This window comes from Arthrobacter sp. TmtSoilC79, assembly GCF_059739405.1.
The window spans coordinates 2,099,234-2,114,469 of record NZ_AP046051.1 but is presented as its reverse complement, the minus strand read 5'-3'; the positions used below and the strand labels follow the sequence as shown (position 1 = coordinate 2,114,469).

General features: G+C 62.8%; 15 protein-coding genes. 1 reads left to right on the top strand and 14 read right to left on the bottom strand.

The features are described from left to right. Positions 1–66: 66 nt before the first annotated feature. Positions 67–1,311: a PrsW family intramembrane metalloprotease gene (locus tag AC6JA3_RS09840; protein ID WP_431768465.1), complete on the top strand. Its 1,245-nt coding sequence runs from the start codon at positions 67–69 to the stop codon at positions 1,309–1,311. 114 nt (positions 1,312–1,425) lie between these two features. On the opposite strand, the gene nusB is transcribed toward AC6JA3_RS09840, so the two are convergent. The 14 genes from nusB to AC6JA3_RS09770 form a co-directional block, all read right to left on the bottom strand. After that, the gene (gene nusB, locus AC6JA3_RS09835; RefSeq protein WP_026540807.1) at positions 1,426–1,836 is read right to left on the bottom strand and encodes a transcription antitermination factor NusB; all 411 of its coding nucleotides are present in this window, start codon (positions 1,834–1,836) and stop codon (positions 1,426–1,428) included. Then, positions 1,836–2,399: an elongation factor P gene (gene efp / locus AC6JA3_RS09830; RefSeq protein ID WP_011774957.1), complete on the bottom strand. Its 564-nt coding sequence runs from the start codon at positions 2,397–2,399 to the stop codon at positions 1,836–1,838. The genes nusB and efp overlap by 1 nt, the downstream gene beginning before the upstream one ends. Positions 2,400–2,552: 153 nt before the next feature. Then, complete coding sequence (locus AC6JA3_RS09825; RefSeq protein ID WP_026540808.1) at positions 2,553–3,074, bottom strand: tetratricopeptide repeat protein; 522 nt, start codon at positions 3,072–3,074, stop codon at positions 2,553–2,555. Then, positions 3,071–4,162, bottom strand: coding sequence for a 3-dehydroquinate synthase (gene aroB, locus AC6JA3_RS09820; protein WP_026540809.1), 1,092 nt, complete (start codon positions 4,160–4,162; stop codon positions 3,071–3,073). The genes AC6JA3_RS09825 and aroB overlap by 4 nt, the downstream gene beginning before the upstream one ends. Continuing rightward, the gene (locus AC6JA3_RS09815) at positions 4,159–4,710 is read right to left on the bottom strand and encodes a shikimate kinase (protein WP_497920111.1); all 552 of its coding nucleotides are present in this window, start codon (positions 4,708–4,710) and stop codon (positions 4,159–4,161) included. The genes aroB and AC6JA3_RS09815 overlap by 4 nt, the downstream gene beginning before the upstream one ends. Positions 4,711–4,724: 14 nt before the next feature. Continuing rightward, on the bottom strand, positions 4,725–5,924 hold the full coding sequence (gene aroC, locus AC6JA3_RS09810) for a chorismate synthase (RefSeq protein ID WP_026540811.1): 1,200 nt from the start codon (positions 5,922–5,924) through the stop codon (positions 4,725–4,727). Positions 5,925–5,950: 26 nt separating this feature from the next. Continuing rightward, on the bottom strand, positions 5,951–6,805 hold the full coding sequence (locus AC6JA3_RS09805; protein WP_091551907.1) for a shikimate dehydrogenase: 855 nt from the start codon (positions 6,803–6,805) through the stop codon (positions 5,951–5,953). Then, positions 6,802–8,616, bottom strand: coding sequence for an endolytic transglycosylase MltG (gene mltG, locus AC6JA3_RS09800; protein WP_497920110.1), 1,815 nt, complete (start codon positions 8,614–8,616; stop codon positions 6,802–6,804). The genes AC6JA3_RS09805 and mltG overlap by 4 nt, the downstream gene beginning before the upstream one ends. Beyond that, positions 8,613–9,203, bottom strand: coding sequence for a Holliday junction resolvase RuvX (gene ruvX, locus AC6JA3_RS09795; RefSeq protein ID WP_026540815.1), 591 nt, complete (start codon positions 9,201–9,203; stop codon positions 8,613–8,615). Before ruvX ends, mltG begins: the two co-directional genes overlap by 4 nt. Positions 9,204–9,205: 2 nt before the next feature. Beyond that, the gene (alaS, locus tag AC6JA3_RS09790; RefSeq protein WP_026546884.1) at positions 9,206–11,884 is read right to left on the bottom strand and encodes an alanine--tRNA ligase; all 2,679 of its coding nucleotides are present in this window, start codon (positions 11,882–11,884) and stop codon (positions 9,206–9,208) included. Positions 11,885–11,998: 114 nt separating this feature from the next. Beyond that, positions 11,999–12,229 carry a hypothetical protein gene (locus tag AC6JA3_RS09785; RefSeq protein ID WP_026540817.1) on the bottom strand — a complete coding sequence of 77 codons (231 nt, stop codon included), beginning with the start codon at positions 12,227–12,229 and terminating at the stop codon, positions 11,999–12,001. 52 nt (positions 12,230–12,281) lie between these two features. After that, positions 12,282–12,656, bottom strand: a complete 375-nt coding sequence (locus AC6JA3_RS09780; RefSeq protein ID WP_026540818.1) for a DUF948 domain-containing protein — start codon at positions 12,654–12,656, stop codon at positions 12,282–12,284. A 156-nt stretch (positions 12,657–12,812) separates the two neighbouring features. Next, positions 12,813–13,433: a 30S ribosomal protein S4 gene (gene rpsD / locus AC6JA3_RS09775; protein ID WP_026540819.1), complete on the bottom strand. Its 621-nt coding sequence runs from the start codon at positions 13,431–13,433 to the stop codon at positions 12,813–12,815. A gap of 234 nt (positions 13,434–13,667) precedes the next feature. Further along, the gene (locus AC6JA3_RS09770; RefSeq protein ID WP_497920109.1) at positions 13,668–15,209 is read right to left on the bottom strand and encodes a replication-associated recombination protein A; all 1,542 of its coding nucleotides are present in this window, start codon (positions 15,207–15,209) and stop codon (positions 13,668–13,670) included. Between the last annotated feature and the right edge of the window lie 27 nt (positions 15,210–15,236).

The following is a 15,236-nucleotide window of genomic DNA, read 5'->3' as shown; positions in this document are numbered from 1 at the left end:
CACCGGCGGGGAAAGCGACGGGTGAGTTTAAGCTCACACTCCATGCCGTGGAATAGGCTTTTGCCCATGACCATGAACCACCACGGGCAACCCGGCGGGCAACAATATCCACGGCCTTACCTGGAACCCGGGGCCAACCCTACGTGGATCGGACGGGTACAGCCGGGAAATTACCAGCCCGCACCAGGCAATCCCGCCACGCTCCCCCGGCAAACGTGGGCAGGCCCGCCGGCCCAGCGAAGCCGCACGGGCACACTCCCCTTGCTGATTGTCGGTGGAATCCTGGTCCTCGCCAGCTTGATACTGGTGTTGCCGTTCCTGCTGGGAAACACCGGTGTCACCGGCTTCGTCATCGGATTCATTGCGTCCCTGATTCCGCTGACCGTGGTGCTGCTGACCGTTCGCCTGATCGACCGCTGGGAGCCCGAGCCAAAACGACTCCTCTGGTTCGCCTTTACCTGGGGCGCCGCAGTGTCCATCGCCGGGACACTGCTGATCCAACCCCTCTTCGCCCTGGCCGCGCCGACCAGCAGCGAAGAAGCTTTTACCTACTTCATGGCAACAGTCCAAGCACCCATCGTCGAAGAATTCACCAAGTCACTGGGATTGCTGGTGCTGATCCTGGCCGCCCGGAAGTACTTTGACGGCCCGGTGGACGGGGTGGTGTTCGCCTTCACCATTGCCGCCGGTTTCGCCTTCACCGAAAACATCCTCTACTTCGGACGCGAAATTGCCTCCTCCACCGACCCGGGGACTGACCTCGTCCGCATCTTCATCCTTCGTGGCGTCATGTCGCCTTTCGCCCATGCCGTCTTCACCGGAACCACCGGCCTGATCATGGGTTTCGCGGCACGCCGCTGGCACACCGGCTACGCCGTACTGGCATTCTTCATCGGTTTGCTCCCTGCCATGTTCCTGCACAACCGCTGGAACAGCATGGGCCAGAACTTCCTGGTGGAGTACTTCGTTGTCCAGGTCCCGATCTTCCTGGTTGCAGCTGTGGGCATCATCCTGCTCCGGCTCGCCGAAGGAAAGCTGACCCGGCAGCGGCTCCTTGAGTACGCCCGCGCAGGCTGGTTCACACCGGCAGAGGTGGAGATGCTGGCCACCTCCCGGGGCAGACGGCAGGCTGTCCGTTGGGCATCCACGCGCGGCCGCAGGGATGCGATGAAGTCCTTCATCAAAGGGGCTACGGCTTTGGCCTTTACCCGCCAACGGATACTCAGCGGGCGGGACGTCCACCTTCACCAGCAGGACGAACTTGACCATCTCCGAAGTATTCCGGGCCTGCGGGCCGCGGTTCTCCAGTAGGGGCAGTGGCGCAAATCGGGCAAATGGGCCAAATTGGGCAAACCGGGCAAAAAGGGACCCGCCCCACAGTTTCCTGTGAGGCGGGTTCCTTGTACGTTCAGGCCAGGCCTGCGCCTATGCCAAAAGTGATGGTTTGAGCTTCTGGAGCCGGCCCAGGAGTCCATTGATGAACGCCGGGGAGTCATCCGTGGACATCGTCTTGGCGAGGGCTACCGCTTCGCTAACGGCTACGCCGTCGGGAACCTCGTCATTGTAGAGAAGTTCCCACGCGCCGATCCGAAGGATGATGCGGTCTACCGACGGCATCCGTTCCAGGGTCCAGCCCTGGGCATAAGTCTCCAGGAACTCATCAATGGTTGCCTGCATGGCCACAACGCCCTCAACGATTTCCACCGTATAGGGGTTGATGACCAGGTCAGTCTTCTCCCGCCGCGCCCTCATGGCGTCGAAAGCCGAAACGGAGCGCTGCTCCGCTTCGAAGAGTACTTCAAGAGCCCTGCTACGGGCTTTACCGCGTGCGCTCACTAGTCGTTGACCCGGCCCAGGTAGCTGCCATCGCGGGTGTCGACCTTGACCTTGGTGCCCTGCTCAACGAACAGCGGAACCTGGATCTCGTAGCCGGTTTCGACGGTGGCCGGCTTGGTGCCTGCCGAGGAGCGGTCGCCCTGGAGGCCGGGCTCGGTGTAGGTGATTTCGAGGACCACACTCGGGGGCAGTTCGATGTACAACGGGGTGCCCTCATGGATGGCAATGTTGACCATCTGGTTTTCGAGCATGAAGTTGGTGGCGTCGCCCACTGTGGCACCGGAGACGGTGATCTGGTCGTAGTCCTGGGTGTCCATGAAAACGAAGTCTTCGCCATCCTGGTACAGGTACTGGTAGTCGCGGCGGTCGACCGTAGCGGTTTCAATCTTCAGGCCGGCGTTGAAGGTCTTGTCGACCACCTTGCCGGACATGACGTTGCGCATCTTGGTGCGCACAAACGCGCCGCCCTTGCCAGGCTTGACGTGCTGGAACTCAATGATGTTCCAGAGCTGGCCCTCGAGCTTCAGTACGGTCCCGTTCTTGATGTCGTTTGTGGTTGCCACTCGTATCCTCTGGTTATCGCACTGGTTCTAGCTGCCAGCTATCTATGCCAAGCAGGCGTACCAATCGGCCCGCCAGCGCGTATTTATCAAAAATCCAAGAATCATTCTACCGGCAAATGAGCCAAAGGCTTGCGGGGACTGTCCCCAGGGGTATCAGGAAGCGAGTTCCAGTACGTTCCGGGCCCGCTGCAGGGCAACGGCAGAGGAGTAGATCAACGCCGCATCGGCGGCCATGGCGACACGAAGGTCCAAAGCCTTGGCAAACTCCTCGGATGCAGCCAAAGCGTTCCCGCTGACAAAGTAGGCCCGACCCAAGTACTGGTGGACGATCGCTTCCTTCGAGCTGCCTTGGACATCCTGCAGCAGGTGCCGGAACAGCTGGATGGCCCTGTCCAGCCGATTGGTGGCGCGGTGGACTTCAGCTTCAAAAATCCTGAGCCGGAACGACTCGGGATCCTTGTACCGTGCCTCTGCCAGCAGTTCTGCTGCTTCGTTGGCGTGGTTTTCCAACAGCAGCGCCATGATGCGGTCAGCGGGATCCTCCGACGCTGCAAGCGCCGTCTCCATGACTTCCTCGTTGACGATGACCGGAAGGAGGGTATCGGGATTGGTCCGGACACCCGGGAAGCCCGCTGTTGGCCAATCGCTGACGCCTTCCCTCACGTCGACACTCATGACGCGATCTCCTGGTAGGCGGCAAACAGGAGGGAGGTATCGGGGACGTCCAGGATGCCCGGCTTGGCCACACCGTCAAGGACAACAAACCGCAGGAGGTCGCCACGGGACTTCTTATCCCGGCGCATGCCGTCCAGCAACCCCTGCCAGCGGTCACGCCGGTAGGTGATCGGAAGGCCGAGGCTTTCCAGGATGGTGCGGTGGCGGTCTGCGTCGGCATCGGACAACCGACCAACGCTGCGCGACAATTCTGCGGCAAACATCATGCCCACCGAGACGGCCGCGCCGTGCCGCCATGAGTAGCGCTCCACCAGTTCAATGGCATGTCCCAGGGTATGGCCATAGTTGAGGATCTCACGGAGCCCGGATTCTTTCAGGTCCTGCGAAACGACATCGGCCTTGACAGTGATGGCCCGCTCGATCAATTCGCGGACAACGTCCGACGCCGGGTCCATCACGGCGTCAGTGTTCTTCTCGATCAGGTCCAGGATGGTGGGGTCGGCAATGAAACCGCACTTGATGACCTCGGCCATGCCGGAAATGAGCTCATTCCTGGGCAGGGTCTGTAGGGTGTCCAGATCAGCCAAAACGGCTGCCGGCGGGTGGAAGGAACCTACGAGGTTCTTGCCTTCGGCGGTGTTGATTCCGGTCTTTCCGCCCACTGAAGCATCCACCATGCCCAACAGGCTGGTGGGCATGTGGATGACCTTGACGCCCCGCAGCCAGGTGGCCGCCACAAAGCCTGCAAGGTCAGTTACCGCGCCGCCACCGACCGCCACGATGGCGTCCGAACGTGTGAAGTCGTTCTGGCCAAGGACCTGCCAGCAGAATGCGGCTACCTGGATGTGCTTGCCTTCTTCGGCATCCGGAATTTCGGCCGTCAGCGCGGTGAAGCCGGCTGTTTCCAGCTCATCGCGGACCGTATCGCCCGTCAGGCGGAGGGCACGGGGATGGATGACCAGGACACGCCTGACACGCTCCCCAAGCTTCTCCGGAAGGTTCGCCAGAAGGCCACGCCCCACTACGACGTCGTAGTTTTCATTGGCGGAACCGCCGGTCACCTTGATGACAGTTGCTTCGTTGCTCACTTTTCAACTTCCTCTTTCAAGGCTGCATGCTGGCGCAGCCGCTCCTCCAGTTGGAGGCCGATTTCCGCCACGGATCCTGACCGGACGTCCATGACGATGTCCGCGAGGCGCTCATAAACAGGACGCCTCGTGGCAAACAACGCTTCCCACCGGGTCATCGAATCGCCTTTGAGCAGCGGCCTGCCCGTGTTCCGCGCAATCCTGTCGGCAACCGTTTCTGCGTCGCACTCGAGGTAGACCACCGTGCAATCCCCCAGCAACTGCTGGGTTCCGGAGTCAAGCACCGCTCCCCCGCCCAGGGAAATGATGGCGGGCTGGACCTTGGCATGCTCGATGGATTTCGCCACGGCCCGGGCTTCGATCTCGCGGAAGGCGTGCTCTCCGCGTCCTGCAAAAATATCCGCGATGCTGCCATGGGCAGCCACCACCACAGCGTCGGTGTCCACGAACGGGAGCCCCAACTGCAGGGCCAACTGCTGGCCAATGGCTGATTTGCCGACGGCCATTGGCCCCACCAGAACAACGGGACGGTCACGAAGTCCGTCCATGATGAGGCGGACCACTACCGGCCGACCGAGTCCAGGGTAGCCGGGATGCTCTCAAGGTAGCTCTGGAGGTTTCGCTGGGTCTCAGCTACGGAGTCGCCACCGAACTTCTCGGCAACGGCCTCGGCCAAGACCAGAGCAACCATCGCTTCGGCCACAACACCGGCCGCCGGCACCGCACATACATCCGAACGCTGGTGGTGGGCCTTTGCGGGCTCACCAGTACTGACGTCAATGGTCCGCAGGGCACGGGGAACGGTGGCGATTGGCTTCATGGCCGCACGGACGCGGAGGACCTCGCCGATGCTCATGCCACCTTCGATGCCACCAGCCCGGTTGGTCTGCCGAACGATCTTGCCTGCCTCATCCTTGAGGATCTCGTCATGGGCTGCCGACCCGCGGCGGGCAGCAGTGAGGAAGCCGTCGCCAACTTCCACACCCTTGATGGCCTGGATGCCCATCAATGCAGCTGCCAGGCGGGAATCAAGGCGGCGGTCCCAGTGGACGTAGCTGCCAAGTCCCGGCGGAAGTCCATAGGCCAGGACCTCAACGACGCCGCCGAGGGTTTCGCCTTCCTTGTGGGCCGCATCCACTTCAGCAACCATGGCATCGGAGGTTTCACGGTCGAAGCAGCGCAGGGGGTCCGCGTCGAGAGCCAGGACGTCCTGGGGCAGGGGCAAGGGACGCCCCTCGGGAACAGTCACACTGGCAATGGAAACGGTGTGGCTGACCAACTCCACACCCAACTGCTTCAGGAACTGAGCAGCCACGGTTCCAAGTGCCACACGCGTGGCGGTCTCCCGTGCACTGGCGCGCTCAAGGACAGGACGGGCTTCGTCAAAGCCGTATTTCTGCATGCCGGTGAAATCTGCGTGGCCCGGCCGTGGACGGGTCAGCGGGGCATTGCGCGCCTGGTCGGCGAGGACCTCGGGATCCACGGGGTCAGCAGACATGATCTGCTCCCACTTGGGCCACTCTGTATTGCCAACCTGAATGGCCACGGGTCCGCCCTGGGTGAGGCCGTGACGGACACCACCCATGATGGTGACCTCATCCTGCTCGAACTTCATGCGGGCACCGCGTCCGTAGCCCAGACGACGACGCGCCAGCGCATCGCGGATCTGCGCGCTGGTGAGCTCAACACCGGCGGGCACGCCTTCAATAATTCCGATCAGGGCCGGACCATGGGATTCACCGGCAGTCAACCAACGCAACATATAACCAATCCTGCCATGTAAGGCTTCTAGAACACTCGCCGGGGAAGCCCGACTGAGTCGCACATCACATCTATGACGGCGGCGTCCACGTCACAACCGCTGAAGCGCCTGATCTGCTCGGCCGCCTGGTACATCAACATCTCCAAGCCCGGTACCACAGCTCCCCCATGGCCATGCCACACCTCAGCGAGGCGGCTGGGCCAGGGATCATAGGCAACGTCCAGAAGGACGCCGGCTCCTGTTCCCGGCAAGCCTGCAAGCTCCTCCGCCAAGGCATCGGCTGCCCGTGGCGGGAAGGTGGAGATCACCAGGTCCGTGCCCGCCACAGCAGTGGCGGCTTCGGTCAGCGGCCTGACGCTGAGGGAAATTCCGACGGCGGCAGCCGCCGCCTCCGCGTCGCCGGCACGCCCTGCATCCCTGACGAAGACATCGACGTGGCCGGCACCGAGTTCCTTGACCGCTGCAACTGCAGCGGCAGAGGTACCTCCACCGCCAAGTACAGCGGCGTGCGGCGTAGAGGCAACCCCTGCATACCTGACTGCTTCGACAATCCCGGCAACATCGGTGTTGTACCCCACGCGCCGGACCAGTCCGCCGTCGGGCTCGAAGACCACCGTGTTGATGACGCCCAAGTGGGCGCCTGCGCCACGGACTTCGTCGACTTCCTTGACCATGGCCGACTTCAGCGGCATGGTCACTGAAAGACCGCACCAGGAGTGGTCCCCACGAAGTGATTCCATGAATGCGGGAAGGGCATCCACCGTGACATCGATTGCCGAATATTCAATGTCTACGCCCAGCTTGGCGTAGGCGGCAGTGTGCAGGGCCGGGGATTTCGAATGCGAGATAGGGTGCCCCAGGACTGCGGCACGACGAATCACACACACCGTCCCGGGTTGGCCGTGCACCAGGCGTTGTATTGCTCAACATACGTGTTGTGTTCGGCCAGTGTCTTGGAGAACTTGGTCTCTTTGGTGTCCAGGTTGATGGTCACCCAGTAGAGGTAATCATTCGGGGTGGGTTTGGCAGCGGCATCAATGGCGGTCTTGCCCGGTGAGCCGATCGGTCCGGCGGGCAGTCCCACGTTGGCGTACGTGTTGTACGTGTTGGACTTGTCAGCTTTCTCCTCCTCCGTGAGGTGGAAGGATTTCTTGCCGAGTCCGTACGTCACCGTGGCATCTGATTGGATCAGGCCACTGGTTTCCACGTTGTTGGGCTTAAGCCTGTTGTAGATGGCGCCGGCCACGTTGCCGTAATCGGCCTGGCCGCCCTCGGCCTGGACAATGCTGGCAATGGTGACGGTGTCGTACTGCTTTGCCGGTTCCGTGATTCCCTGGGACTTGAGTTCATCAACCGTGGTGGTGACCAACTTCTGGATGATGTCCTTCGCTGGTGTGCCAAGCGGGAAACGGTATTCCCCCGGAGCCAGGAACCCTTCGAGGTTCTTGGCCTTGGAAGGCACGCCGAACTGTGCCGGCGCCTGGTTCAAGGCATTGAGTTCCTGCAGGGAGATTCCGGAGCCCTTGGAAATGGCTTCGAGGGATTCGTTGATTCGGAGGCCGGCACTCAGGGCGAAATACATCACCTTTGATGAGTCTTTGTTGACCAGCACATCCACGGCATCGGAATTTTTCATCTCGGTCCGGAAGGTGAACTCGCCCGGGGACAGCTCCCCGCCGTCGTTAAGGAATTCCTTGACGAACGCGTCGGCGTCGGCCACTACCTTGTTCTCCACCAGGGCGACGGCCACAGCCTTCGGTCCGGAACCTTCAGGGACGGTGATACTGACCGACCCTGTTCCCGGGCCCGGGTAGTCCGTTACTTTGTCCATTCCCAGCAGGGGCTTGAGGAACTGGGCACCAATGGCGATGGCGGCAACGAAGACTCCCAGGGTGATCAGCAGCGCAAGGACACGACGGCGACGCCGGGCCTTCTTGGCCGCGGCCTTGGTTGAGGCTGATTGCTCGATTGGCGCGATGAGGTCGTGGTGTTGATCGTCATGGTGAAGTTCGTCCACGTGGTGTTCGTCGTGGTGAAGATCGTCGTGGTGGATCCCGTCGTGGTGGATCCCTTCCAGGGGGTGTTCATCGTGGTGAAGTTCGTCGTGGTGCAGTTCGTCCACGGGGTGTTCGCTAGGGTGAAGCCCATCAGCAGGATGCCCATCATGGTCATCAGCGTGGACTGTGGATCCGTGATGTTCCCCTGCCGCGTCCTGGTGAACCCCGCCGTGCCCGGGGTCAGCAGCGTGAGTCTCCCCCGGAACCTCATCGGACGGCTGGATCGCAACACCTGAATCGTCAGCGGATGGTTCATGGCCGACCGACTCGTGACCGGACTGCGCGGCCGGCACGTCAGCAGGAATCGTTGCAGCCGAAGCCGGCTCCGCTGTGGGAACGGGAGGCGTGGCAGGTTTTGCAGCGGGAACGGGAGGAGCGGCAGGCACCGGTGGAGCGGCCGAAACTGGTGGCGCAACCGGCGCGGGTATCACGGCGGGAACTGGACGGGGCAGTTCAGTCCCACCTTCTGCCGAGGCAGCGGCCTCAGCGGCCTCTCCAGGTGTCGCTTCGGGAACGGGTACGACGTTGTGGTTCTGCGTGGCGAGGAATCGTTCCCGCGCCCGCAGCTCTTTGCGGGTCAGCGGCATGCCGCCGCCGGCGGTACCGCTGGAGGGGTCGTTGTTGACCGGGCTCACAGTTGCAGTCCCCTCGTAGAAGAATCGGGTTCACTGCCGGAGGCAGCCCGCAGCGTTGGGGCACTGCTGGGCTTTTCGGATTGCGCCGGTGCCTGCACTCGGCGGCCAACGTCCGTTCCTCTGGCTTTTTGCATGTCGATTGCGTGCTGAAGTATTCCAGCAGCGGCAACCTGATCAACCACTTTACGGTGGTTCCTGCTGCTCATGCCAGCTTCGTGCAGGTTGCGGTGCGCCGTGACGGTCGATAACCGCTCATCTACGAGGCTCACAGGGATGTCCAAACCGACCCGCTGAAGCTCGTCGGCGAGGAGCCCGGCATACGAAACCGCCATGTCGGCTGAAGCACGTTCCTCACCCTTCATGGTGCGGGGAAGGCCTACGAAGATTTGCACGGCAGGCAGTTCAGCGGCGTGCTTGACCACAACACGGACGTCCGAGTTCTTCTTGGAATCGCGTGCAACGGTCTTGAAGGGTGTTGCCAGGATCCCGTCGGGGTCGCAGATCGCCACGCCCACACGCACGGTTCCGACGTCTACCCCCAGTTTGATGCCCCGGGGGTAGACGCCACCGTCAGTACTTTCAGCCACCGTCAGCGCTTGGCTATCGCATCCACCACCGCTGTGAGGGCCTCAGAGACCTTCCCAGCGTCGGCGCCGCCGCCTTGGGCAACGTCGTCCTTGCCGCCTCCGCCACCGCCGAGGATGCCGGCGGCCAGGCGAACCAGCGCACCGGCCTTCACTCCGGCTTCGCGGGCGGCCTCATTGGTGGCAATGAGGATCACGGGGCGGTCATTGCTGACGCCGGCAACGGCTACTGTGGCAGCTTCGGAGCCGAGGCGGCTGCGGAGGTCCAAGGCAAGGTTGCGGAGATCGTCGGCCCCACCGACCTGGCCGGCATCGTGGGCAACAACGCGCACGCCGGCAGCATCCTTGGCGGTGCCCACCAGGTTTGCCGCAGCAGCGGTCAGCTGCTCCTTGCGCAGGCGGTCGAGTTCCTTCTCCGTGGCCTTCAGCTTGCTCAGTGTGCTGGAGATACGATCCGCCAGTTGCCCCGAGGGAACCTTCAGAAGTTCTGTCAGCTCGGTCACCAGCGCGCGCTCAGCGGCCAGGTGACGGAAAGCGTCCAGGCCGACGAAGGCCTCCACGCGGCGGTTTCCGGAGCCAACGGACTGCTCGCCCAGCAGTGAAAGGCTGCCGATAAGGGAAGTGTTGGACACGTGGGTGCCACCGCACAACTCACGGGACCACGCGCCGTCGATCTCTACGACGCGGACTTCGCTTCCGTAGTTTTCACCGAACAGTGCCATGGCGCCCAGGGCCTTGGCCTCGGCCAGGCCCATGACCTTGGTATCCACCCGGTAGTTGTTCCGGATGGCAATGTTGGAGACCTCTTCGATTTCCGAACGCGTGGCAGTGCTCAGCCCCTCACCCCAGGCGAAGTCGAAGCGGAGGTAACCGGCCTTGTTGTAGGAACCGCGCTGGGTGGCTTCAGGGCCAAGGATCTGGTGCAAGGCAGCATGCACAATGTGCGTGCCGGTGTGGGCTTGTTCGGCTGCATGGCGTCGTTCACGGTCGACGGCGGCGCGCACCAGGGCATCGGAGGCAATCTCGCCTTCGCGGACAATCGCTTTGTGCACACTCAGGCCCTTGATGGGCCGCTGGACGTCCAGGACTTCGACCACGAAACCGTCGCCGGTGATAAGGCCTGTATCAGCGGACTGGCCACCAGCCTCGGCGTAGAACGGGGTTTCGTTGAGGACCAACTCAATTTCATCGCCCGTTGAGGCGTGCGCAACCGGTCGTCCACCGCTGACGATTCCGCGGACAGTGGACTCACCCTCAAGTTCGTCGTAGCCCGTGAAGACGGTCTCGCCCTTGCCCAGGAGTTCCTGGTAGGCGCTGAGATCGGCGTGGCCGCCCTTTTTGCCCTTGGCATCGGCCTGTGCACGCTGGCGCTGCTCGAGCATGAGGGCACGGAAGCCTGCCTCGTCCACCTTGAGTCCGGCCTCTTCAGCCATTTCGAGGGTCAGGTCGATCGGGAAGCCGTAGGTGTCGTGCAGGGCGAAGGCATCGGCGCCGGAAAGCGGAACACCGGCAGCCTTCGATTCGGTGACGGCATCCTCAAGACGGGCGGTGCCCGAAGCGATGGTGCGCAGGAACGCCTTTTCTTCGGCGTAGGCAATGCGGCTGATCCTGGCGAAATCCGTCTCGACCACCGGGTAGACGCCCTTCATGGCGTCGCGGGATGCGGGAAGCAGGTCCGGCAAGCAGGCCTTTTCGACGCCGAGCAGGCGCATGGCGCGGACGGCACGTCGAATGAGGCGGCGCAACACGTAGCCACGGCCCTCGTTGGAGGGTGAAACACCATCGGCGATCAGCATCAGGGCAGAGCGGATGTGGTCGCCCACCACACGCATGCGGACATCGTCCGTGTGGTGCGGATCTTCAGGCGACTCGGCCGAGGTGTACTCACGGCCGGACAGTTCGGCAGCCTTGTCGATGACCGGGCGGACCTGGTCGGTCTCGTACATGTTCTCGACGCCCTGGAGGATCATCGCCAGGCGCTCCATGCCAAGGCCGGTGTCGATGTTCTTCTGCGGGAGCTCGCCAACGATGTCGAAATCCACCTTGGAGCGGACGTTCTCGATCTGGTACTGCATGAATACCAGGTTCCAGATCTCGATGTAGCGGGTCTCATCGGCCAGCGGGCCGCCCTCGATACCGTAGGCAGGGCCGCGGTCGTAGTAGATTTCCGAGCAGGGCCCTGCCGGGCCGGGCTGGCCCGTGGACCAGTAGTTATCGGCTTTACCCATGCGCTGGATGCGCTCGGCGGGGATGCCGGTGTTCTTGAGCCACAACTCCTTGGCTTCGTCGTCTTCTTCGTAGACGGTCACCCACAGGCGCTCGGCAGGCAGCCCATAGCCGCCGTCGTCAGTGCTCGTAGTGAGCAGCTCGAAGGCGAACTTGATGGCGTCTTCCTTGAAGTAGTCGCCAAAGGAGAAGTTGCCGCACATCTGGAAGAACGTGCCGTGGCGGGCCGTCTTGCCCACTTCTTCGATGTCCCCGGTGCGGATGCACTTCTGGACGCTCGTTGCACGGCTGTAGGGGGGCTCTTCGCGGGCAGTCAGGTAGGGAATGAACGGCACCATTCCGGCCACGGTGAAGAGAAGGGACGGGTCGCTTGAAACGAGCGACGCGGAGGGAACGGCGGTGTGGCCCTTGCTGACAAAAAAGTCCACCCAGCGCTTGGTGATCTCCTGCGACTTCATTAGCTGATTACTTACCCTTCTCAATTCACTGCACGTAAGGTGCGCGGTACCGGCTGATGCCGTTCCGCAGTTTTCCATTCTGCCCTGTTGCGGGCGTGGGAGCGAACCGCTCCGCTATCGACGCCCCGCCCCGGCGTCGTCAATGCCCAGCGCTGCCCGAAGGTCCTCTTCGCGCTGGTGCATGCCGGTCCGGACTGCGTCGGCAAAATCAAACAAGCCGTCGGCCATCCGGCCCACGGCGCGGTTCAGGCCGTCAGGACCAATGTTCGCCTGGGCCTCGGTGATCTTCCGGAAGGCAATGACGCCAATGGCGACTCCGATGCCCATCCACACAATTCTTTTCATGGGGTTTTGTCTTCCTTTAGTTTGCGGCTGCTTGATCCGGCAACTGATCTGCTCAGCGGCTGCGGCGGCCGGAGGAAGGGGCGCGACGACCGGCGAATGCCGAACGCACGCCGTAGCTGAACGCTGCGACCTTGATCAAGGGAGAACCCACCGTGGCAGCCACCAGCGAAGACAGGGCGGAGATGTTGGCTGAGGCGTCGGAGACGTTCGAGGCGATGCCGTCAACCTTCTTCAGCTGCTGGTTGGTGGTGGAAACCGTAGCGGTCACTTCATCCATCAGGGGCGTGGCGCCGTCGCTGATGGACCGGATGGAGGTCCGGACCTCGTCAAAAACGCCGCCCAGCTTCAAGATGGGCACAGCCAACAACAACACAAGGAGCGCGAAGACTCCTGCTGCGATGAGGCCGGCGATGTCGCCACCAGACATAGAACTCTTCTCCTAGGGTTGTTGCAATGCCTTGCACCTGCCGCCCAGCGGCTTTGGACAAGGCCTCCCCAGTACCTTACCCACTTTGGAGCGGTACCTTACAGACAAAGAAGCCCGCGGCATGTGCCACGGGCTTCTTTGATGCGCTGTACGAATTTAGCGAGCGTAGAATTCGACGACGAGCTGCTCTTCGCAGATCACGGGGACCTCAGAGCGCTTGGGGCGACGAACCAGGCGTGCCTGCAGGGCGTCAATCTTGACGTCCAGGTACGGCGGAACGTTGTTCAGAACGTGTGCGCCTGCAGCTGCCACCTGGAACGGGGGCATGACCTCGGAGCGGCTGTGAACGTGGATGAGCTGGCCTTCGCCAACGCGGAAGGACGGGCGGTCCACGCGGATGCCGTCAACCATGATGTGGCGGTGCACAACCAGCTGGCGTGCCTGTGCGATGGTGCGGGCGAAGCCTGCACGGAGCACGAGGGCGTCCAGACGCATTTCCAGCAGCTCAACCAGGTTTTCACCGGTCAGGCCCTTGGTGCGGCGTGCTTCTTCGAAGGCACGGGTCATCTGGGCTTCGCGGATGCCGTACTGGGCGCGCAGACGCTGCTTTTCGCGCAGACGTACGGCGTAGTCGGAGTCCTGCTTCTTGCGGGCACGGCCATGCTCACCGGGGCCGTACGGGCGGCGCTCCATGTACTTGGCGGCCTTGGGGGTCAGAGCGATGCCGAGTGCACGCGAAAGGCGTGCGGTACGGCGAGCACGAGTGTTGTTAGCCACTTGTGTCCTTCCAATTACTGCGGTGTGTCAGTGTTACTGGCCTCCATCAGGGAGAGCATCGGCCAACCGCTGCCTCTTGCTACTAGCCCGGGCGCACAGCACTCATGAAGGAATCTTCAGTGGGATTGTGCGTCGGGCCATGCCAGACAAGGATCCATCCTACCACGCACAAGCTGGTTGACGTCCTGGGTCCCCCGCCATGGAAAGGACTGCAAGGACCCTCCGCCAACGGCCCTACTCCCCACGCACGATCTTGCGGAGCCGTTCCAGCCGGGCGGCAATATCGCGTTCGGCCCCGTTATTGGTGGGCTGGTAATAGTCCTTGCCCACCAAATCATCCGGCGGGTACTGCTGGGTTGCCACCCCGTGCTGTTCATCGTGCGCGTACTTGTAGCTTTTGCCGTGGCCCAGTTGCTTGGCGCCGGGATAGTGGGCATCACGCAAGTGCATGGGGATACCGCCACCGAATCCGGCCCGGACATCGGCCACCGCTTTGTTCAAGCCCATGTAGGCAGCATTGGACTTTGGTGCGGTGGCCAGGTGGACCACAGCTTCGGCCAAAACGATCCGGCCCTCGGGCATGCCAATCAATTGCACTGCCTGCGCCGCTGCCACTGCCGTTTGCAAGGCTGTGGGATCGGCCATGCCGATGTCTTCAGCGGCCGAGATCACGATCCTCCGTGCCACGAACCGCGGGTCCTCCCCCGCTTCGAGCATGCGTGCCAGGTAGTGCAGGGCAGCATCAACATCAGAGCCCCGGATGGACTTGATGAACGCACTGGCCACATCGTAATGCTGGTCGCCGGCCCGGTCGTAGCGAACGGCCGCGGAGTCCAGGGCGCGCTCCGTGTGGCGCAGCTCCACCAGAACCGGAGCGTCAGGTGCGTCGTCGTTCCCGATCCCTGGTTCGTCGTCGGCGTCTGTCCCCGCCTGTTCGGGCCCGTCAACTTCCAGGCCCTCCCGGGGAGCGGCACTGGCACCGTCCGCAACGGAAAGTCCGACGGCGGCGCTGTCACCGAACGCTACCCCGGCGGCGGCTTCGAGCGCGGTCAACGCCCGGCGGGCATCGCCTCCGGAGAGTCGGACGAGGTGGTCCAGGGCTTCGCCGCTGAGCTCCACCCGTCCGGCAAGGCCGCGGGCATCGGCGACGGCCCGTTGCAGCAATCCCGAAATATCCTCATCGGTGAGAGGCTTGAGCGTCAGCAGCAGCGACCTCGACAACAGCGGGGAGACCACCGAGAAGGACGGGTTTTCGGTGGTGGCGGCAACGAGCACCACCCAGCGGTTTTCGACACCAGGCAGCAGGGCGTCCTGCTGGGCCTTGTTGAAGCGATGGATCTCATCCAGGAACAGGACGGTGGTTTTCTTATAGAGGTCCCGGGCCGTCAAGGCCTCGTCCATGACGCGCCGGACATCCTTGACGCCGGCGGTGATGGCGGAAAGTTCAACGAACTTACGCCCTGGCCCGCGGGCAATGACATGGGCAAGGGTGGTCTTGCCGGTTCCCGGTGGCCCCCAAAGGATCACGGAGCTGGGACCCGCCGGCCCGGCAGCCTCAGCACCGGCTGCCAACTGCCGAAGCGGGGAACCGTGGCCCAGCAGATGCTGCTGGCCCACTACGTCATCGAGGGTACGGGGGCGCATCCGTACTGCGAGGGGACTGCGCTGGGAGGCCATCCAGTGGGCATCGGATGGGCCCCGGAGGGAATGCGGCGCGGCGGGCAGGTCTTCCGACTCGTCGTCGTTGTCAGCACCGGCACCAAAGAGATCTTCCACATGGATAGGCTACTCATAGTTCCAGCA

Excerpts from the sequence above, each read along its gene's own strand:
- AC6JA3_RS09780 (WP_026540818.1), bottom strand. The coding sequence starts at position 12,656 with ATGTCTGGTGGCGACATCGCCGGCCTCATCGCAGCAGGAGTCTTCGCG.
- AC6JA3_RS09815 (WP_497920111.1), bottom strand. The coding sequence starts at position 4,710 with ATGGACGGACTTCGTGACCGTCCCGTTGTTCTGGTGGGGCCAATGGCC.
- AC6JA3_RS09825 (WP_026540808.1), bottom strand. The coding sequence starts at position 3,074 with ATGAGTGTCGACGTGAGGGAAGGCGTCAGCGATTGGCCAACAGCGGGC.
- AC6JA3_RS09785 (WP_026540817.1), bottom strand. The coding sequence starts at position 12,229 with ATGAAAAGAATTGTGTGGATGGGCATCGGAGTCGCCATTGGCGTCATT.
- aroC (WP_026540811.1), bottom strand. The coding sequence starts at position 5,924 with ATGTTGCGTTGGTTGACTGCCGGTGAATCCCATGGTCCGGCCCTGATC.
- AC6JA3_RS09840 (WP_431768465.1), top strand. The coding sequence starts at position 67 with ATGACCATGAACCACCACGGGCAACCCGGCGGGCAACAATATCCACGG.
- alaS (WP_026546884.1), bottom strand. The coding sequence starts at position 11,884 with ATGAAGTCGCAGGAGATCACCAAGCGCTGGGTGGACTTTTTTGTCAGC.